The sequence below is a fragment of the Streptomyces sp. NPDC006463 genome (assembly GCF_042870715.1).
Classification (GTDB): domain Bacteria; phylum Actinomycetota; class Actinomycetes; order Streptomycetales; family Streptomycetaceae; genus Streptomyces.
Genome location: NZ_JBIAHP010000001.1, coordinates 126,416 through 145,616, shown reverse-complemented (window position 1 = coordinate 145,616; position 19,201 = coordinate 126,416). Strand labels below are relative to the sequence as shown.

15 protein-coding genes and 1 pseudogene are annotated in these 19,201 nt (G+C 72.0%); 5 read left to right on the top strand and 11 right to left on the bottom strand.

Going from position 1 to position 19,201, the window contains the following annotated elements; genetic code table 11:
* Window positions 1-15 precede the first annotated feature (15 nt).
* Window positions 16-183, top strand: a complete 168-nt coding sequence (locus tag ACFYOB_RS00735; RefSeq protein ID WP_388553959.1) for a hypothetical protein — start codon at window positions 16-18, stop codon at window positions 181-183.
* Window positions 184-640: 457 nt separating this feature from the next.
* Here the strand turns inward: ACFYOB_RS00735 and ACFYOB_RS00730 are convergent, their stop codons facing one another.
* A complete protein-coding gene (locus ACFYOB_RS00730) occupies window positions 641-1,543 on the bottom strand; it encodes a LysR family transcriptional regulator (RefSeq protein ID WP_388552516.1) in 903 nt (300 codons plus the stop codon).
* A gap of 70 nt (window positions 1,544-1,613) precedes the next feature.
* Here ACFYOB_RS00730 and ACFYOB_RS00725 point away from each other — a divergent pair, with 70 nt between their 5' ends.
* A complete protein-coding gene (locus ACFYOB_RS00725; protein ID WP_388552513.1) occupies window positions 1,614-2,363 on the top strand; it encodes an SDR family oxidoreductase in 750 nt (249 codons plus the stop codon).
* Between the two features lie 455 nt (window positions 2,364-2,818).
* Here ACFYOB_RS00725 and ACFYOB_RS00720 read toward each other — a convergent pair.
* From ACFYOB_RS00720 to ACFYOB_RS00705, 4 genes and pseudogenes are all read right to left on the bottom strand, one after another.
* Window positions 2,819-3,259: pseudogene (locus ACFYOB_RS00720) on the bottom strand (hypothetical protein); the annotation flags it as partial.
* 12 nt (window positions 3,260-3,271) lie between these two features.
* Window positions 3,272-3,514, bottom strand: a complete 243-nt coding sequence (locus ACFYOB_RS00715) for a hypothetical protein (RefSeq protein WP_388552510.1) — start codon at window positions 3,512-3,514, stop codon at window positions 3,272-3,274.
* 24 nt (window positions 3,515-3,538) lie between these two features.
* On the bottom strand, window positions 3,539-4,570 hold the full coding sequence (locus ACFYOB_RS00710; protein WP_388552507.1) for a LysR family transcriptional regulator: 1,032 nt from the start codon (window positions 4,568-4,570) through the stop codon (window positions 3,539-3,541).
* Between the two features lie 103 nt (window positions 4,571-4,673).
* Window positions 4,674-6,443, bottom strand: coding sequence for an ABC transporter substrate-binding protein (locus tag ACFYOB_RS00705; protein ID WP_388552504.1), 1,770 nt, complete (start codon window positions 6,441-6,443; stop codon window positions 4,674-4,676).
* 224 nt (window positions 6,444-6,667) lie between these two features.
* On the opposite strand from ACFYOB_RS00705, the gene ACFYOB_RS00700 reads away from it, so the two are divergent.
* The gene (locus ACFYOB_RS00700; RefSeq protein WP_388552501.1) at window positions 6,668-7,933 is read left to right on the top strand and encodes an alpha/beta fold hydrolase; all 1,266 of its coding nucleotides are present in this window, start codon (window positions 6,668-6,670) and stop codon (window positions 7,931-7,933) included.
* A gap of 52 nt (window positions 7,934-7,985) precedes the next feature.
* Window positions 7,986-9,164, top strand: coding sequence for a M6 family metalloprotease domain-containing protein (locus ACFYOB_RS00695; protein WP_388552498.1), 1,179 nt, complete (start codon window positions 7,986-7,988; stop codon window positions 9,162-9,164).
* Between the two features lie 26 nt (window positions 9,165-9,190).
* Here ACFYOB_RS00695 and ACFYOB_RS00690 read toward each other — a convergent pair whose 3' ends face one another.
* The gene (locus ACFYOB_RS00690; protein WP_388552496.1) at window positions 9,191-10,732 is read right to left on the bottom strand and encodes a DUF6056 family protein; all 1,542 of its coding nucleotides are present in this window, start codon (window positions 10,730-10,732) and stop codon (window positions 9,191-9,193) included.
* A 267-nt stretch (window positions 10,733-10,999) separates the two neighbouring features.
* On the opposite strand from ACFYOB_RS00690, the gene ACFYOB_RS00685 reads away from it, so the two are divergent.
* A complete protein-coding gene (locus tag ACFYOB_RS00685; protein ID WP_388552493.1) occupies window positions 11,000-12,418 on the top strand; it encodes a hypothetical protein in 1,419 nt (472 codons plus the stop codon).
* 23 nt (window positions 12,419-12,441) lie between these two features.
* On the opposite strand, the gene ACFYOB_RS00680 is transcribed toward ACFYOB_RS00685, so the two are convergent.
* From ACFYOB_RS00680 to ACFYOB_RS00660, 5 genes are all read right to left on the bottom strand, one after another.
* Window positions 12,442-12,876, bottom strand: coding sequence for a hypothetical protein (locus tag ACFYOB_RS00680; protein ID WP_388552490.1), 435 nt, complete (start codon window positions 12,874-12,876; stop codon window positions 12,442-12,444).
* A 159-nt stretch (window positions 12,877-13,035) separates the two neighbouring features.
* The gene (locus ACFYOB_RS00675; protein WP_388552487.1) at window positions 13,036-15,162 is read right to left on the bottom strand and encodes a PIG-L family deacetylase; all 2,127 of its coding nucleotides are present in this window, start codon (window positions 15,160-15,162) and stop codon (window positions 13,036-13,038) included.
* A gap of 410 nt (window positions 15,163-15,572) precedes the next feature.
* Window positions 15,573-17,903 carry an ABC transporter permease gene (locus ACFYOB_RS00670; RefSeq protein ID WP_388552485.1) on the bottom strand — a complete coding sequence of 777 codons (2,331 nt, stop codon included), beginning with the start codon at window positions 17,901-17,903 and terminating at the stop codon, window positions 15,573-15,575.
* A 2-nt stretch (window positions 17,904-17,905) separates the two neighbouring features.
* A complete protein-coding gene (locus ACFYOB_RS00665) occupies window positions 17,906-18,670 on the bottom strand; it encodes an ABC transporter ATP-binding protein (RefSeq protein WP_328929632.1) in 765 nt (254 codons plus the stop codon).
* A complete protein-coding gene (locus ACFYOB_RS00660; RefSeq protein WP_189743464.1) occupies window positions 18,667-19,173 on the bottom strand; it encodes a PadR family transcriptional regulator in 507 nt (168 codons plus the stop codon). Before ACFYOB_RS00660 ends, ACFYOB_RS00665 begins: the two co-directional genes overlap by 4 nt.
* Between the last annotated feature and the right edge of the window lie 28 nt (window positions 19,174-19,201).

Sequence of the window (19,201 nt, the reverse complement as noted above, 5' to 3'; positions counted from 1 at the left end):
AGGGGATTCCGGCCCATCTGCGTCAGTGGCTACGGCAATGAACCCCGCTTTGCCTCCATCTGGGTGCAACAAGACGGACCGGCGGTGGAGGCTCGGCACAATCTGACCTCCGATCAACATCAGCAGACAGTCAACGACCTGTTCGGCAGAGCATTCCGACCCATCTGCGTCAGTGGCTACTAAGAGGTCGTCCAGTTCCAGGTTCCACTGCTCGGCAACACGTGCGGTGATCACGTAGGGAAGCTGCCCCGCACGCTGCCACTACCTGCGGCGCCATCGCACGATCGAGGGGCGGCTTACCGAAAGCCACCCCTGACCACTCCGCAGCCCGTTACACTCCAGCCGCCCAGCGAAACCCGCAGGTCAGACAGCAAAATCCTGCTGGAGTACTAGTACGGCAGCCGTAGATTGAGATCTTCATGCTGTGCGGGTGGATTGCCGCAGGTAGTGGTAGGTGCGGGTGTGGTGTTGGCCGCGGCGTCGCCAGGCTGACCAGTCCCAGCGGGGCTCGTGCGGATGGTCGCGGTCGAAGCGCATCGCCGCCGCACAGCCCGAACTACCCGCGGACGCCGACAGATGATCCCGCTGCGGGCCGATTCCGCGCTCAGCAACGGGAGTGTGACGCCGCAAGGTGTGAAGCCTACGTCAGGGCGTCCTGGCTGCGGTGCTCATCTCGATGCGGCGCGCCCGCTCCTGCCGCTTCCGCCGCCTCCGCGCTGGCGCGGATCAGCGCGGCCACCGCCCGTGATGTCGTCCGCTCCGGCCAGGCCACGACAACCGTGGTGGGCGGCGCATCGAGCAGCGGCACGCACACCACGTCGGGCCAGGCACGCTGGCGCACCGACTCGGGCAGGACCGCGACCAGCTGACCCAGAGCAACCAGCTGCATCAGCTGCGAGATATCACGCACCTGGGGAAGACAGCCATCGGTGGCGTGCACATCGCCATCAGGCCACCGGGGTAGCTGTTCTCCGGCCAGGTCGGCGAGGGTCAAGGCGGCGCGGCCGGCGAGACGATGGGCCCGGGGAAGCATGGCCACCTGGTCCTGGGTCACGAGCGGTTCGGTGTCGAATCCCGCGACCTCGTCGTAGGGCGCGATCAGGAACGCGACATCGGCCCTGCCGTCGCGCAGCATCGGAGCCTGCTCCCCGATGCCGCAGACGATCACCTCGATGTCGACGGCATCAGGATCGAGGCGGTAGCGCTGCAGGATCGACTCCAGCAGCCCTGCATCCCCGTTGGGCTTCATCGCCAGCGTGAGCTTCGGATCGGCCCGTCCCGCCCGTTGCGCGCGCCGGACCGATGCCGAGACCGCGTCCAGTGCTTTGCGGCTTTCCGTCAGGAAGACCTGGCCGGCGGCGGTGAGGTTCACTGCCCGGCTGGTGCGTTCCAGCAGCTGCACGCCCATGCGCCGCTCCAACTGGGCGATGGCGCGGGACAGCGGTGGCTGCGCCATGCCCAAGCGCTGTGCGGCGCGCCCGAAGTGCAGTTCCTCGGCGACGGCGATGAAGTAAGTGAGCTCCCGCGTTTCCGGCACATCCATACCTGCAGGGTATCGTTCGAGACGCTACCGGTGTTGGCCAGCGCGTTCGGTGCGGTGGTGTGCTGGATCCATGAACGAAACCATGATCACTCTGGTGACCGGCGCGAACAAGGGCATCGGCCGCCAAATCGCCGCCCAGCTCGGGGCCCTGGGCCACATCGTCGTGATCGGCGCCCGCAATGCCGAGCTCGGCCAGAAGGCCGCCACAGAGCTGCGCGAGAGCGGTGCCGATGCGGCTTCAGTCGTGCTCGACGTGACGGACCCGGTCTCGGCCGCCGTAGCCGCCACCGAGATCGAGTCCCGCTACGGCAGGCTCGACACGCTGGTCAACAACGCCGGCATCAGCGGCCCTCCGAGCAGCGACCTGGCCGACCAGCGCCCCAGCACGGCGGACCTCGACGTGCTGCGCGCCATCTTCGAGACCAACTACTTCGGGGTGATCACCGTCACCAACGCGATGCTGCCGCTGCTGCGCCGATCGGCCTCTCCGCGGATCGTCAACGTGTCCAGCTCCGTGGGCTCACTGAGCATCAACGCAGACCTGGTGCGCACCGACGGCCCGCCGATCCCGATCTCCGCCGGGTACGTCACGTCGAAGACCGCGCTGACGGCCCTTACCCTGCAGTACGCCCGAGACCTGCTGCCCGACGGCATCAAGGTCAACGCGGTCTGCCCCGGCTACGTCGCCACCGACCTGAACGGCCACCGCGGCCATCGCACCCCCGCCCAAGGCGCGGTGGCCGCCGTCCGGATGGCCACCATCGGCGCCGACGGACCGACCGGTACCTTCACCGACGACGAGGGCCCGGCGCCCTGGTGAGCCGTCAGGCGGCTGGGCGCGGGGCAATGGCGCAGCAACGGGGAGAGCCGGTCTGCGGCTGGCCCCGGTTCCCGACTCGCCGACGATCGTGTTGTAGAGAACCGTTCCCTTCTTGATGAAGCCGGTGTCAGCGTCAACGCCGCCTGTTGGACAGATCGAAGTCTTCATGCAGTGCGAGCGGATCGTCGCAGGTAGTGGAGGGTGCGAGCGAGGTGTTGGCGGCGTCGCCGCCAGGCCGACCAGGCCCGGCGGTGGCCGTGCGTCCGCGAGTCCGACCGGTTCCGGGGTCCAGCAGCGGTGGTAGGCCGGCTCGCCGGTACTGATGGACCGGCGGATGAGCAGGTAGCGTCCGCCGCGTTCTGGGGCGGGCCGGTCCAGGTGCTGGTTGGCCCACTGATACAGACGCGGGCCCTTGGACCCGGCACCGGCCGAGCGGATCTGCCAGCAGTTGCCGGTCAGGGCGAGGGCCAGCTCGTCGGCGCGGATCCGGGCTCGGGACGACGTCGATGGTGGTCGAGCAGGACACCACTGCACGTAGCCGATGCCGAGGTCCTCCAGCCCGGCGTGGAACGCCGCGGCGTTGGCACTTCGCATCGTCCAGCGCACGGTGGCCGCCGGGGCGCGGCCGGGGTTCGTCGCTGCCGACGAGGTCTACGGCTCCCCCGGCAGCCCGGCAGCCCGGCAGCCCGGCAGCCCGGCAGCCCGGCAGCCCGGCAGCCCGGCAGCGCTCGGGGTCGTCGGTCCAGGTCGATCCTGCCCGCTGTTCCGGTGCACTGCCGCTGGGTGGCGACGGTCATCGTGCCCTTCTTCACGTCGCCGGTCTCGTCCAACACGAGCGTGGAGTCCTCGGTGCCGACGTGCGCGACCGCGTAGTCCCGCAGGTCGTCGCGGACCCCATCGTGGTCCCACTACGCCCGGGACAGCAGATGCTGGAAGGCGTCCTGGCTCTGGTATCCGGAGTGCTCGGCGGCGGTCCAGCAGTTGACCCGCGGCAGGTGGGCCAAGAGCGTACCGACGAACGCGGCAGCGTTCCGCCGTGGCTCCACCCGCCCGAACCGGCTCGCGAACAGCCCCATGAACTGACCGAATCCCTCGCCGAACGCATCGAGATCTAAACTACGGCTGCCGTACTCGACCACGGAGATGACCACCGACGCATCACGGCGGGCAGTTGATCAATTACCCAACACTTTCTGAGGCGGAAAGACCCGCCGGGCAGCTGGGCCGGGGGCGCCGGAGGCCGGTAGTGGGAGCTGGGCCATGTCCGGGTGCCGTCGGCGCCAGTCCGCGTAGACCGGGCCGGCGGCGCACGTGTCCAGGTAACCGGCCGCCACCGTGCGCAGGATGTCGTCACCGTGGGGGGCCAGCGGGCCGTCACGGTGCCAGGCCAGGACGTGGCGGTACCAGAGCGGGTTTCCCGCGAGGGGGCGGACGGCGACGCCGGGGGTCTGCGCGAAGGTGGCTTGGCAGAGGCTGACGGCCAGGCCCGCGCGGACCAGTTCGATCAGCTGGCGTCCCTCGGCCTCGTGCGGGGCGGAGGGACGGCGGCCGGCCAGCGCGCACACGGAGGACCAGTATTCGCGGGTGCGGTCGCCGTCGGGCCGGGGCATCGCCCAGTCGTGGTCGGCGAGTTCGGCCAGGGACACGGCTTCCTGGCCGGCCAGCGGGTGGGTCGCGGGCAGCAGGGCGAAGACGGGCTCGGTGACCAGGGGGACGAGGGTCACCCCGTCGCGCTGCGGCAGGACCTGCTCCGGGTGGTCGCCGAGGACCGCCGCCTCCAGGCGGCCGGCGGCGAGGTCGTCCAGGAGCGTGACGGGGGAGTAGTGGCACCGGGACGTCACCTCGGCCTCGGGCAGCAACGACCCTATGGCCAGGACGAGGTGGCCGATCAGGGGAGCACCGACCGATCCGACGCGGACCCGGTCCGGGGACGCCAGGTGGCGGGCCGCGCGGGCGGTATCGGCGAGCAGCGCGTCGATACCCGGCAGGACGGCGTGGGCCCGGGCCAGCACCAGCTCACCGAAGGCCGTGGGCGTGGCTCCGGACCGCCGCCGGTCGAAGAGGACACCGCCGAGCATCGACTCGATGCGGCGCAACTGTGTGCTGAGGCCCGGCTGGGTCATGGACAGCGCGGCCGCGGCCCGGGTGAGGCTGCCGGCCTCGGCGATCGCGCACACCACACGCAGGTGCCGTACCTCCAGTTCCATGCCGCGCATGTTATGGAGCGGCGACAGCTTTCGGACAGGAGCTGGCCCCCACAGTCCTATGTGAAATGTCACACATGCTGATGGGTGGCGCTGCGCGGCGGGGTCAACTTCCGCCCTTCGACGGGTCCTTGAGCCCGATCGTGGCGTAGTCGAGCTGACCACCGAAGGACGTGTGGCCGAAGGCGCCGGCGATGTTGGTACCGAGTAGCAGCGGCATGCGCTCGATGACGGCGGGCGCCGTGGGGGCCTTGGCGAGGATCTCCCCGTCCAACTGCCGCCACGCCGTGTTGGCCTGTGCGGCGTCGGTCATGTCGGCGATCTCGTCCATCCGTTTCATCGTCGGCTCGTCGCGGAAGAGCGAGTGATTGCCGGAGTTCCCCTTCTCCTTGATGTAGCGGCCGTCGAAGAGGAAGGGCAGGAAGGTGGAGCCGGAGGGGTAGTCGGGGCACCAGCCGGTGTAGACGAGGTCGCTGCGGTTCTTGGTGTCACCGATGGTGTCGTAGAAGGCCGACGGGTCGACGGCGTCGATCGTGACCTTGATCCCCGCCCGGCCCAGGGACTGCTGGATCGCCTCGGCAACGCCCTTGTCCCCGTTGGAGACGGTGATGGTGGTCGTGAGCCCGTCGGGCTTGCCGGCTTCCTTCAGGAGCTGTTTGGCCTTCTCCACGTCACCCGTGGCCGGGATCCCCAGGGTGTCGGGCTGCTTGCCGCCGAAGAGGGAGCCGGGCATGAGCGCCGTGGCGGGGTCGTTGAGAGCGGGGCCGCCCGAGGCGGTCAGCACCGCTTCGCGGTCCAGGGCGTACTGCACGGCCTGGCGCACCTTGACGTCGTCGAACGGGGCGCGACCGGTGTGCATCTGCACCATCTCGGTGCAGTTGGTGGACTCGGCCAGCAGCCGCGCCCTGACGTCGGCCTTGGTCAGCACCTTGGGGGTACTCTCCGGACGCAGCTTGCCCCAGGGGACGGCCGAGGCGTCCGCGCCCTCCGAGGCGATGAGCCGGTCGTCGATCTGGTTGGCCCTGATCCCCATGACCACGACCAGCTTGTCCGGGTAGGCCTTGCGCACGGTGTCCGTCGCCGGGTCCCAGTGGGGGTTGCGGACCAGCACCAGCCGCTTGTCCCGGTCGTACGACTCGATCTTGTAGGGGCCCGAGGAGAACGGGCGGCTGTCGTACTGGGGGCCCTTGTCCTGGGCCCTGGGCACCGGGGCGAAGGTGGGCAGGACGGTGGCGTTGGGGAATTCCGCGAAGGGCTTGCGGAGTTCGAAGACGATCGTGCGGTCGTCGGGGGTCTTCACGGAGTCGAGGTGCTGCCCCTGGGCCGGGCCCCGGTAGCCCTCGGCGCCGGCCAGGTAGCGGGCGGCGTAGTCCGGGCCGCCGGGCAGGTCGGGGGAGAAGGACCGCTCCACGTTGTACTTCACGTCCTGGGCGGTGATCGGGGTGCCGTCCTCGTAGGTGAGGCCCCTCTTGAGCGTGAAGGTCCATGTCCTGGCGCCGTTGGAGGAGACACCGAGGTCCTCGGCGAGGTCGGGGACGAGCTCTCCGCCCGCCGCGCCCGGCTCCGCCTTGTACGTCACCAGCGTGCGGTAGAGCAGCCGGGTGCCGAAGTCCAGATCGCCGATCACCCAGTTGCGGGCCGGGTCGAGGTGGGTGAAGTCCTGGTTGGACAGGACGGTCAGCGTGCCGCCCTTCCGCGGAGTGCCGCCGACCGTGGCCCCCGCGTTGGCGAGTGCGGGGTTCTTCGAGTCGTTGCCCTGCTGACCGCCGCCGGAGTGACCGCCGCCGGAGTGGCCGCCGCTGGAACAGCCGGCCATGCCGAGGGTGACGGTCGCCGCCAGAGCGGCGGCGACGGCGTGGAGAGAGTGCTTGTTCATCAGTGGTCACTCCGTGAACAGTCGGGCGGCCGAGGGAGGCTGCAATGTGACCGATAACATAGTTATGTGAAATGGCACCCACAATTGTCGCACCTCCATAGCACGGAGTTATGGGCAACTGAGGGCTCCACGGCCACCGTTGGCCGCGCCATGCTGTGGCGCAATGTCACACGTCACTGTGCGGCCATGTGGTCAGGTAGCCACGCGGGCCGCGAAAGGGACCTATGAACCCTGCGTACGCGACCGTCGACCACCTCTTCACCGTCCCCCTGGACCACGCGGCCCCACACGGTCCCACCATCCAGATCTTCGCCCGCGAGGTCTCCGATGCGCGCCGAGCGGGTGGGCGACTGCCCTGGCTGCTCTATCTGCAGGGCGGGCCCGGCGGCAAGTCACCCAGGCCGTCGGCCGGTTCACCCGGCTGGCTGCCCCAGGCCCTCAAGACCCACCGCGTCCTCCTCCTCGACCAACGCGGCACGGGCCGCTCCACCCCCCTCACCGCCCGGGCGGCCTCCCGCTTCGCCTCACCGGCCGGGCTGGCCCGCCATCTCGGCCACTTCCGCGCCGACTCGGTCGTCGCGGACGCCGAACTGATCCGCCGACAGCTGTGCGGCGACGAACCCTGGGAGACCCTCGGCCAGAGCTACGGCGGCTTCCTCACCCTCACCTACCTCTCCCAGGCCCCCGACGGACTGCGGGCGTGCTACGTGACCGGCGGCCTGCCCGGCCTCTCGGCCACCGCCGACGACGTCTACGCCCGCACCTACCCCCGGGTGCGGGACCGCGTCCTCGACTTCTACGCCCGCTATCCCGACGACGCCGCCCGGCTGCGTGAGATCGCCCGCCTCCTGACCGCCACCGAGGTGCGCCTGCCCGACGGAGACCGGCTCACCCCCCACCGCCTGCGCACGCTCGGCCTCGCCCTCGGTATGGGGGACGGCTTCGAGCGGCTGCACTGGCTCCTCGACGAATCCCTCGACGAGGAGTCGAAGCCGACCGACACGTTCCTGCACCAGGTGATGGCCCTGACCGGCTTCACCGACAACCCGCTCTTCGCCGTCATGCAGGAGACCCTGTACGGCCAGGGCGCGGGACCGACGGGCTGGGCGGCGTCCAGGGCCTTGGCGGCCTTCCCCGAGTTCGCCGAGGACGCCGACCCCCTCCTGCTCACCGGAGAAATGATCTATCCCTGGATGTTCCGCGAGATCCAGGGCCTGCGCCCCTTCGCCGAGGCCGCCGATCTGCTCGCCGAACGCCCCGACTGGCCACCGCTGTACGACCCTGACCGCCTCGCCGCCAACCGGGTCCCGCTCGCCGCGGTCGTCTACCACGACGACATGTACGTGGACGCCGGGCTCTCCCTGCGCACCGCGAGCGAGGTCGGCGCCAGCCGGGTATGGGTCACCAACGAATGGGAGCACGACGGCGTCACCGCTTCCGGCGGCCGCGTGCTCTCCCGCCTGATGGACCTGGCCGCGGGCCGCGCGTAGCAACTCGCGCGTAGCACCCCGTACCCCTCAACCTGCCTCCGACGGGAGAGACATGACCACCCCGCTCCACCGCCTGCGGCCGATCGCCGCGACCGCTGCGCTCATCTCCTGCCTGTCCGCCCCCACAGCGGCCGCTGCCCCCGGCTCGGCGCCGGCCGCAGCCGGCTGCGCCCTCCCCGGCCGTACGGGCTGGACGGACGAGGGGCACGACACCGACCGGACCCAGTTCCAGCCCGCCACCGGAACCCGCCGCGTCCTGACGCTGTACGTGGACTTCCCCGACGCCCCTGCCACCGACTCCACCGCGCCCTACGCCGCTCAACTCGCCCCGGCCGCAGACTGGATGGGCCGTGCCAGCTACGGCCGTCTGCGAGTGGACAACATCCCGCTGCACCGCTGGATCCGGATGCCCGCCGACTCCACCTCCTACGGTTTCGCGCGCGGCCTCACCTTCGAAGCCCACGAGAAGTACCTCCGCGACGCGATCACGGCCGCCGACCCCTACGCGGACTTCTCCCGTTACGACATGGTCTACGTCGTCCCCGCCAGGACGGCGACCGCCATCCCCTTCTCACCGACCTACCTGTACGACCCGGCGGGAGCCGGCATCACCGCCGACGGCACCCGCATCAAATGGGCCGTCACCTTCGGGCAGGACATGTGGCGCTGGGGCCACAAGGTCGCGGCCCACGAGACCGCCCATACCTTCGGGCTGCCCGACCTGTACTCGTTCACCGGAGCCACCCACCAGTACGTGGGGGGCTGGGACGTCATGGGCGACATCGCCGGCCACGCCCCGCAGTACCTCGGCTGGCACTCCTGGAAGCTCGGCTGGACCCGCGACGACCAGGTCGCCTGCCTGCCCGCGTCCGGGCGCCGAACGGTACGGCTGACCCCGGTGGAGCGTACCGGCGGAACCAAGATCGCCGTGCTGCGGACCGGTGAGACGACGGCCTACGTGGCGGAGTCCCGCCGCGCCCAGGGCAACGACGCGGCCGCCTGCTCCACCGGCGTCCTCATCTACAAGGTCGACTCCGCCGTCCGGACCGGCGAGGGCCCGGTACGGATCATGAACGCGAACCCGACCACGGCCCCGCCCACCGGCTGCACCCCGCTGGACATGGCCGCGTACGCACCCGGACAGACCTTCACCGACCCCGCGACCGGCGTACGCATCGACGTCCTCGCGGGCGGGCGGACAGGAGACACGGTGCGGTTGAGCAAGGAGTGACTCCGGCGGGCCGCACGGGCTGCGGCTCAGCGGCGGTGGATCCGGTCGACGCCGTACCACTTCGACACGCAGGCGGCGACCCAGTCCCGCTCGTAGCTGCCGGTGAAGAAGGGCTCGGCGAGACCGCCGATGTACAGGGGCCGGTAGCCCACGTCCGTGGCGCCTCGTGCGGCCTCGCTCCGGATGCGGGAGTTCTGGGCGTCCCAGGCCACGGAACGCGCGACCGTGGTGGTCGTGAGCTGCTGGACGTTCGGGACGAGCACGGCCACCGAGGCCAGCGTCAGGCAGCCCGCCGCCACGGCGCCCGTCGCGAGGACCGCACCGGCGGCGCGGCGGCCCGAGAGCCACCGGCCGCCCCACGCGCCCAGCAGCGTGCCGTAGCCGCAGAGCGCCAGTTCCATCGGTACGAGAAAGCTCGTCCAGGTACGGGCGTACGTCCACCCGCTCGGGCCGTAGCCGCTGCGCAGGCCCATCACCACGGCGAACGAACCCAGCACCACCACGGGCACCGGGAGCAGGAGCAGGGCGATCAGTACCTTGCGCGGTACGGTCCGCCGCGGCTCCCGCCTCCCGGGCGGGGGCCCGCGCAGCGCGGTCGCCAGGCCCAGCAGGACTCCGACGGCGGCCGCTCCCAGGTAGGCCCATTGGCCGGTGACGGAGTCCCACATGCGCAGCCAGTCGTCGAACGTGCCCCTGAGTTCGCCCGCGGAGAACATGGACTCCTTGTCGGGCTGCTGCGCCCGGCGCCACCGGGCGCCGGGGGAGGTGTAGAGCACGACCAGACCGCACAGGAGGCCGGAGCACCAGAGCAGGCACCAGGTGAACGGACGCCAGCTCCGCGCCAGGCCGAGGAGGGGCACGGACAACAGCCCGACCGCGGCGGCGAGCAGCCCGCTGACGAGCGCGAACGGCTCGCTCAGGGTGCCGAGCGCGAAGCCGATGAGGAACGCCGAGGTGAAGCCGGCCACGCGGACGGCGGGACGGGGATGGCGGACGGTCCGGACGGCCAGCAGGAGCGCCCACAGGCCGATGACGCTCGGAAGGGTGTGGGAGATCGTGGCGGGGGCCCACAGCAGTACCTGATAGCTGCGGGTGCCCGCGAAGTAGAGCAGCGCCTGGACGACCACGGCGCAGGCGGTCAGGACCAGCACCGGGGGCCTGCCGCCCAGGAACCGGATGAAATGGCACCCCAGCAGGACCAGTCCGGCGGTGAAGGCGACGGCTATGACCGTCGGCAGGATCTTGGTCCCGGCCAGTCCGTCGCCGAAGACGACACCGCTCAGGAAGGCGTTGGCGACCCTGCCGTTCTGGGTCGTGTAGAAATCGGACATGATGCCGAGGATCCCCAGATCACGGGCCTTCCACGCGGCACACCAGTCGTCGGACGTGGGACGTACGTAGAGACCGAGGAAGCATCCGACGGCGACCAGGGCTCCGGCCGCCGCGACGAGCGTCGCCCCGGCCGCCGGGAGGAGCCCGCGCAGGGGGCGCCGGCCGGTTCCCGGGCCCACCGCGGAGGAAGAGGAAGGGGTCCGGACGTCCTCGCCCCGGGCAGCAGCAGCGCTCATTCACCACCCCTTCGCAGCGGGGCCCGGCCGGTGAGTCGGCCGATGCGTCCGCCGACTGCGGCGACCGCACGGCCCGCGAACACCCATGATGTGCACGGTTCGCGGTCACCGGCATCCCGGGTGGGCCGGGACGGGTACGCGGCCACGAGGGACCTCGGCCCCCTCGTTCACCCGGGCGGCGGGTGTTCCGTGGCAGCGTCCGGACGGCTCTTCCAGGATGGGGATTGCCGGGACCGAGCGTACGCACGCCCGGCGGAGGGAGTGACGATGCCCGGTGTCCTGCTCGGTTGTTGGGCGGTCGTCACGGCCGCCTTGGCGGGCGTCGCCGTTCCCGTGTGTACCGGGGGCCACGGCAGCGGTGGTGAGGTCGAGCGCAGTTACGCGCCCGTGTCGATGCTCGCCGCCCGCACCGTCGGTGTGCTGTCCAACACGACCGCCGCCGAAGGCGTCCCGCCGGCCGTCGCCAGGGGTGCGCGGTACGTCGACGGGAGCAACGTCCTGCGGCTGGCGTCAGGCCGGTGGATGTACCTTCCCGCCGCCGCCACGACGTCGGCCGTGGTCCCCGCCGACCATCCGCCGGCGAGGCGGCAGATCGAGCAGAGCCGCGCCTGGCTGGCCTCCGGCCGGGTCCCGGGCAGGTCGCCCGTACAGCGCGCGGCTGCCGAACGGGCCCTCCTGGCCATGCGCGCCCTGCTCCTGCCGAACGGCGCCATGGCGGCGGGGTGGAGCCCCGGCTGGAAGTACTCCTGGCCGCGCGACTCCAGCTTCGCCTCCGCCGCGTTCGCGCACACCGGCCACGACGCCGAGGCCTACCGGATCCTGCGCTACAGCGCCGCGACCCAGCGCAAGGACGGCACCTGGGAGGCGCGCACGAAGCTCGACGGGTCCGGCCCGCCCGACGGCAGACGGTGGCAGCTGGACGCCAACGGCTGGGTCCCCTGGGCGACCTGGCAGTGGTACCGCACCGCCCCCGGGGACACCCGCCGCGCCCGGCTCATCACCCTCTACCCGATGATCCGCAAGGCGGCCGACCACGCGGCGGGCTCCCTGCGGGGGGACGGGCTGCCCCCGGCCTCCCCCGACTACTGGGAGCTGATGACGAACACCGCGAACATCGGTACGGCCGCGCCGCTGCTCGCCGGGCTCAACGCCTCCGCGGACCTCGCCCGGGAGGTGAACCGGCCGGACGACGCGGCGCGCTGGGCCCGGGCCGCGCGGCGGCTCTCCTCCGGGATCTCCGCGAACTTCCTTCCCCTGAGGTACCAGCGCACCACCGACGGACTGCACGGGCACGACAGCGCGGTGACCTTCATGGCACCTCCGTTCAACACGGCCCCCGCCGGCCTGCCCGGGGCGCTGGACGCCACGTACCGGGCGCTGCTCCTGCCCAACGGCGGGCTGACCCCGGGAAACGACCCCTCCGCCCCCTGGGGAGGAAACGCCTGGACGCCCAGTACGGCGTTGTTCGCGCTCGCATGGGCCGGGACGGGGAAGCCGGCGAAGGCCGGACAGGTCCTGGACTGGGTCCTCTCCAAGAGGAACTCGCTCGGCGAGCTGCCGGAGAAGGTGGACAAGGAGGGCAGGGCCGCCTCGGTCGCTCCCCTCGCGTGGACGGGTTCGATAGCCGTCCTGTCCCTCGTGGCGCTCGACGGCACGGAGCTTCCGACCCCGCCCCTGCGGCCGTAGTACTCGCATCGCGGGGCAGGGATTCAGACGGGCTCCGTCCCGTCACCCGGCGGCGGCGCGGTGCGGACCCTCTCCAGCGCGGCCAGGAGGTGCCGATAGGCGAGCCTTTCGGCCGCCACCGCCCGCCCGAGGGGAAGGTAGTGCGGATCACGGCGTGATCGGGCCTGTGCCGCGGCGGCGAGGCGCAGGCGCCTCGCCCGGTCCACCTCGTGCCTGGCTCCGACGTACGCGTCGTCGAGGAGCCGGTGGTCGAGGACCTCGGCGAAGGCGCGTTCCGCCAGGGCGTCGAGCCGGTCGAGTTCGTCGGCACAGCTCTCGGGGGCCGTCCCGGCACAGCCTTCTTCCAGGGCCCGGGACAGCGATGCCAGGGTCGCCCCGAGCTCCGGATACCCCCACGACGGCGCGGCGTCCTTCCTGCACCCGGTGGCGAGGACGACCAGCACGGCGACGGAGGCCACGGCGCGGAGCGTTCCCGGTCCCGCACGCCCGAGAACGGTGGAGCAAGGGGTCATGGGAGCCCCGATCGCCGCTGGTCAGGTGGTCAGGTGGTCAGGTGGTCAGGAGGCGGGCTGGGCCGGGCTCCGACGTGGTCCGGCGGCCATCGTCGCCCACACCGGTCAGGGCTGCCACACGGCGGCCGCGCGCGCGGCCTGCGCGATCGCCGGAGGCCGGACCGCCAGGTGCCACGGGGAGGAGGGCGGGCGGCTGCCGGGCGGCGCGGACCCTGCCGGGGGAGCGGTCGTGATGTGCAGACCGGCGTCCAGGCCGAGCGCTGCGGCGACGGCCGTGCCGTCCGGCTCGGCCACGGCCGCCGGTGCGCCCGTGTAGAGCATCTGGGACTCGTACCAGGACGGCGCGTCGTCCGATCCCGAGATGCCGACCGTGCCCACGCCCGCGCGGCCCGCGAGTACGTGGCCCGCGACGCCGACGGCGCCGTAGCCGCCCTCGCCGCCCGCCTCGGTGACCGGGGAGAACGTCGGCGCGGGCGAGCCCGCGGTGGCCAGGCTCGTACCGACGGTGCCCGTGCCGGGGCGGCGGAAGTACAGGCGGACGCCGTCGCCGTGCGGGCTCGCCGAGAGCGGACCGGTCGTCGCAGGCAGCCCCGTCGGGAAGGGGCCGCTGAGCGGGGCGTCCGGGGCCGGCTGGACCCAGGCCAGCACGGTCCGGTCCGTGGCCGCGTATACGTGGCGCCGCCCCGCCCCGTCGGTGGCGGTGACCGGGTCGCCCTGCAGACCGGCGCCGCCCAGGGTCTGCCACGCCTCGAAGGCGCCGTCGGGGGCCGCCTGTGCGCGGGCGTGCAGGGTGCGCCGGGAGTCGCGTACGTACACGGTCATCCGGCCCGTGGCGTCGACGGCGACGGACGGCGCGCTGATGGCCGAGGTGCCGGATATGTCGACCTTGTCCGGGGTGCCCAGCGACCGCCACGGGCCGAAGGCGCCGTCGGGCGCGGCCTGGACGGCGTACACGAGGTCGCGCCCGTACTCCTGGGGCGTGGTGCCCAGCGTGGTGCGGGTGCCGAAGACCGCGATCCTGCCGTCGGGGAGCCGCACCGTCGTCGCGCCCGCGTCGATCCCGTCACCGGGGAGGAACTGGGGCCCCTGCCAGGGGGCCTTGGGGCCGCTGCGCGACCAGTATGCCATCCGGCCGTCCAGCACGGCGAAGGCCCACAGCCGGCCGGAGGCGCCCTCGGTCATCCAGGAGGTGCCGTCGCCGCGGCTGTAGCGGATGGCCTGGTTCCATCCGGCACCGGTGGGCCGGGTGGCGGTCTTGCGGTCGCCGCAGCCGGCGGGGCTGCCGCACCAGTCCTGGTGGTCCGTCCAGGCGTAGGTCTTGAGGTAGCCGAGCTTCTCCGCGGCCGCCTGCGGGTCGAGCGTCGGGGGCAGCGAGCTGTTGGGGTAGCTCACGTAGTTCTGGACCGAGAAGTGCGGCCGGTCCGTGGTCTTCGCGTAGCGCTCGGCCGCGGCCTGCACGAAGCGGGCGCCGTAGATGTGGTCCTGGTGGTCGAGGAAGGCGCCGCCGCCCTGCGTCCGGCCGGGCGTCGGGTCCTGCGTCCGTATCGTGGTCGGCCGGTACATCGCGAAGACGGATGCGATGGCCTCCACGGCCTGTTCCTTGGTGTACGAGAACCAGGGCTTGACCGGCGTTCCGGAGGTCAGCTGGGCGCCCAGCGCGGGCACCCTGCCGTCCCACAGCCCGCGGAGGCTGTCCGGATTGTCGCCGGAGATGCTGCGCGCCTCGCGCAACTGCATCCACACCAGGTTGACCTCGGGCCGGGCGACGAGGACGTCCACCTCGGCGCTCCCGCCGCCGGCGGTGGGTACGGACTTGCGCTGCCAGACGCTGGTGCGCTCGCCCGTGGCCATCTCCGCGTAGGCGGCCCGTATGCCGTTCTGCCGGGCCTCCGCGTAGGCGGCGTGGTCGGCGGGGCCCGCGGGGTCTTCCAGGTGCGGGCTGTGGGCCTCGTTCCTGCCGTCGGACTCGCCGGAGGTCAGGTAGACGGTGGTGACCTTGACGCCGGTGGATATGGAGCGGCTCAGGTCGGGGTTCATGAAGAAGAGGTCGTCATCGGGGTGCGCGACGACCTGGAGGGCTGTGCCTTCGGTCACGCTCGGGTGGAGGACCGCCTCAAGGGCGCCCGGCTCCTGTGTGTTCCCGTATCCGTAGGCCCAGGTCGTCACCCCGGCGGCGCCGACGGTGAGCGCGGCGAGCAGGGCAGCGAGGCGGGTGCGGCTGGCCAGGGACATCTGCAACGCCTTGAGGATCGGTCCGGTGCGGAACTCTGCCGAGGGGGTGATTCGGCGTCCCGATGGCTCCACCGCTTCCGGAGACGACCGGGCCCGATTATGTCTCGGGCGTTCGCAACTGACACACCATCAAGAGGCATATGACAGCCAATCATGTTAAATGCGATTCATATCCCCCTTGTCCTATTTGTCGCCTCTTGAATTCGGGACATAGTGGGACAAGGGGGTGGCCTTCGTGGCGTGGGACGTGGCCATTCGCACATCCGCGGCTTCCTCGCGACCGGCACCTGCCACCGCCTGGTGACTGCGACACGGCGACCGGCCCGGCGACCGGATGTGAAGGCGGGACGGGCGGGCGAAGTGCCGTCAGGGCCCAGGACCAGGACCCGGCGCTCGCCGGGCCCTGGGGGTCAGAGCGTCTCGCTCAGCGAGTCCGCCAGCCGCCGCCGTGCCGCCCGTGCCGCAGGCAGCGCCGCGGCCGCCACCGCACCCAGCACCGCCCCGACGATCACCGTCAACAGCACCGGCAACGGCGGCAGCTGGGCTATCCCCGCGCCGATACCGCTCGACGCGCCCTGGGTGTCCACCAGCCAGCTGCCGGACAGCGCACCCACCGTCGTCCCCACCACCGCGGATACGAGCGCGGTCAGACCGGCGGCCGTCACGATCATCGCCCCGATCTGCCGGGGAGTCAGCCCGATGGCCTTGAGCGCGAGCAGGTCCCGGCCCCGGTCGCGTACGCCCGTGCCGATCAGCGTCAGCAGTTCGGTCAGCCCGATCAGTGCCAGCACCGCGATCAGCGCGGCGATCACTCCGCGTGCCGGTTCCAGCCGGTCGGCCGGATTGGGCGTCTCCCGGATCTCCAGCGTTCCACCTGCCGCCACGGCGAGCGTGCCGCTCACCGCCCGGGGGTCCGCCCCCTCGCGCAGTACCAGGGCATGGAACTCGGGCCGCAGTCGCGGATCACGCTCCCGCAGTGCGTCGATGGTCGTGGTGATCACCCGGCCGCCGGAGTCGGGTTCGATGGTGCGGCCGACGAGGTGCAGGATCTGCGGCCGCCCCTCGACGGTCATCCGCACCCAGTCGCCGACCCGCACCCCGAGGAGGTCGAGCAGCCCCTGCCCGGCCACTGCCTCGTCCGGACCGCCGACCGCTCGCCCCTCCACCACCGCGGACGGATACGGGTGCCGGGCCGTGCCCAGCCCGCGGAGCGTGATGGTCCCTGTCTGCCCGGGCACGAGCGCCGCCATCTCCGCGCCCGGATGGACCGCGGCGATGTCCGGGATCGTCGCGAGGGTCTTCTCCAGCTCCGCGTCCAACGGCCCGGCGGGCTGCTCCGCCCGTACGGTCAGCGCCGCGGGCAGACCCATCTGCGCGGGCCGGCTGCGGAACTGGTCCAGGGTCGACCACGAGACGAGCGCGACCGTGATGAGCACCATCGGCAGGGCGAGCCGGGCCACCGGTACGAGCGTCCGGCCGCGCCGCGGGAACGCCGCACGCCACCCCAGGACCACGGCGGGGGGCACCCGCATACCGAGCGCCCGCCTGCCGAGCGCGGTCATCGGCGCGGCCGACGGCAGTGCCGCCCGTGCCACCGGCACCGGTGGCACGCGTCCGGCCCGCCAGGCCGAGAGCCCGGTGGCGGCCGCGATCAGCAGCACCGCACCGCAGGGGATGCCGATCATCAGCGCGGTGTGGCCGGGCAGGTCCTGCCACATCGCCGCCGCGTCCCCGATCCGCCCCGGTATCCGGGCGCCCAGCAGAGCGATCGCCGCCGTGCCGAGGGTCACACCGAGGAGCGCGAAGGCCAGATGCTGCACGAGGAAGCCGCGCGCCACCTGGCCGGGGGTGAAGCCGACGGCCTTGAGGATGGCGATGTCCCTCAGCTGGCCGCGGACCCGGGCGCCGATCGCTCCCGACGCGGCGAGCGCCGCCGTGAGCAGCGCGCCGAGCCCGAAGACGGCGAACATCTGCCCGAGGAGCCGGTCGTCGCCGCCTGCCTCGGCCCGTGCCTGCTGCCACTTGGTGACCTGGGCCACCCGGTCGGCACCGAGGACGGTCACGGCGCGCTGGACCATGAAGTCGGTGTCGTCAGGATCCTTCAGGCGCAGCCCCACGCTCTGACCGGTGTCTCCATGGGCGATCGCGTCGAGGGTGCCGGACAGTACCCAGCCGATGCCGGGGCCGCCGCCTGGCTGGTAGCGGGGCTCGGCCACCTCGGCGATCCCGCTCACCCGCAGCGTGTGCGGGGCGCCGTCCGGTCCGGTGACCCGTACCGTGTCGCCCGGCTCCGCCCAGAGCGTCCGCGCGACCGAGGTCTCCAGCACGACGGTGCCGGCCGCGCCCCCGGCGCCGTCCTCCGACCGGGCGAGCCAGCTGCCGGCGGTGACGAGCGGCCGCCCGGTTTCCGGAGGCAGCGTCTCGGCAGCGCGGAGCGTCACCCCGGCCCGCGCGCCGCGCGACTCGACCGTCGCCGCCGCCGTGCGGTAGGGCCCGGAGAGGGCGGCGATCCCGTCCACGCCGGACAGGGCGTCCATGTCCGCCCCGGCGCGGGTGTGCAGCCAGATGTGCGCGCCCTGGGACTGGTTGAAGATCCGCTGCCACGGGTTCGCGGCGTAGCTGAACAGCGCGCCTGCCAGCAGGAGCGAGGCGATGATCCCGGCGCTGGCCAGCACGACGAAGAGGGCTTCGCCGCGGTGTGCGCGGAAGTCGGCGTGCGCCCAGCGCAGCGTGGCCCGCACGCTCACTCCTTCAGTTCGAGTACGCCGCGGACGCCGCCGGCCGGCTCGCGGCGCCCGGCGCCGAGCTGCGCGTCGTCGGCTATGCGCCCGTCGAAGAAGCTGATGACACGGTCGGCGGCGCTGGCCATCCGGGCGTCATGGGTGACCATCAGGATCGTCTGGCCGCGCTGGTGGAAGCGGGAGAGCAGCCGCAGCACCTCGCGGGTGCCCTTGCTGTCGAGGCTGCCGGCCGGTTCGTCGGCGAGCAGCAGCGTGGGGTGGTTGACCAGCGCACGGGCGAGCGCGACCCGCTGCTGTTCGCCGCCGGAAAGCTCGCCGGGCATCGACCGCTCGCGGCCTTCGAGACCGAGTTCGGCGAGCAGTTCGGCGCGGGATTCACGGGCGGCTTTCGGAGAGGCGCCGGCGAGCAGGGCGGGCAGTTCGACGTTGTCGGCGACGGTGAGATTGGAGACCAGGTTGAAGAACTGGAAGACGACGCCGATGCTGCGGCGCCGCAGCACCGCCCAGCGGGCCTCGCGGTACTCGTCGACCCGCTCTCCGCCGAGCCACAGCTTCCCGCTGTCGGGCCGCTGGAGGCCGCCGATCAGATGCAGCAGCGTCGACTTGCCGGCTCCGGACGGCCCGGTGACCGCGACGAACTCGCCCGGCTGGACGGACAGGTCCACCCCGCGCACGGCATGTACCGCCGCGCCCTCGCCGTGGTGCGTCTTGGTCAGGCCCTCGGCGCGCACGATGGGCACGGCAGGAGCGATGGCGTCGTCGCTCATTCCAGCTCCTCCTGACAGCGTTCCAGCCAGTCGAGGTCGGCCTGCAGATGCAGCATGGCGCCCTCGATCAGCAGTTGGGAGATCTTGTTGTCGCGGTCCTCCGCTGCGGCCAGCTTGGACAGGTCCCGCATGGTGTTGAGGTACTGCCGCCGCTGCTTGTTGATCAACGCCACCGGGTCGGCCAGACCCGACTGCGGTGCGAGCGCGAGCTTCATGAAGAACTCGTCCCGTACCCGGGGCTCCTCCGCGGTGTCCTCGAACCAGGCCAGCACGGCCTCGCGCCCGGCGTCCGTCAGCTTGTACGTACGCTTGTTGGGCCGGCCCGACTGCTCGACGTCCTCGCCTTCGATCAGGCCGCTCTTCTCCAGCCGGCCGAGGGTGACGTAGATCTGGCCGACGTTGGGCTGAGGGTACGCGGCGCCCAGGAGCTTCTCAAGGTCCTGCTTCAGCTCGTAACCGTGCGCGGGGCTACGGGTGAGGAGTGCAAGGAGCGCCAGCCGCACTCGCTCCCCCCTCCTTCCCGCTCCGTAG

Coding starts and splice junctions, on each gene's coding strand:
- ACFYOB_RS00685 (WP_388552493.1), top strand. CDS start 11,000: ATGCCCGGTGTCCTGCTCGGTTGTTGGGCGGTCGTCACGGCCGCCTTG.
- ACFYOB_RS00705 (WP_388552504.1), bottom strand. CDS start 6,443: ATGAACAAGCACTCTCTCCACGCCGTCGCCGCCGCTCTGGCGGCGACC.
- ACFYOB_RS00700 (WP_388552501.1), top strand. CDS start 6,668: ATGAACCCTGCGTACGCGACCGTCGACCACCTCTTCACCGTCCCCCTG.
- ACFYOB_RS00730 (WP_388552516.1), bottom strand. CDS start 1,543: ATGGATGTGCCGGAAACGCGGGAGCTCACTTACTTCATCGCCGTCGCC.
- ACFYOB_RS00675 (WP_388552487.1), bottom strand. CDS start 15,162: ATGTCCCTGGCCAGCCGCACCCGCCTCGCTGCCCTGCTCGCCGCGCTC.
- ACFYOB_RS00695 (WP_388552498.1), top strand. CDS start 7,986: ATGACCACCCCGCTCCACCGCCTGCGGCCGATCGCCGCGACCGCTGCG.
- ACFYOB_RS00725 (WP_388552513.1), top strand. CDS start 1,614: ATGAACGAAACCATGATCACTCTGGTGACCGGCGCGAACAAGGGCATC.
- ACFYOB_RS00665 (WP_328929632.1), bottom strand. CDS start 18,670: ATGAGCGACGACGCCATCGCTCCTGCCGTGCCCATCGTGCGCGCCGAG.
- ACFYOB_RS00690 (WP_388552496.1), bottom strand. CDS start 10,732: ATGAGCGCTGCTGCTGCCCGGGGCGAGGACGTCCGGACCCCTTCCTCT.
- ACFYOB_RS00710 (WP_388552507.1), bottom strand. CDS start 4,570: ATGGAACTGGAGGTACGGCACCTGCGTGTGGTGTGCGCGATCGCCGAG.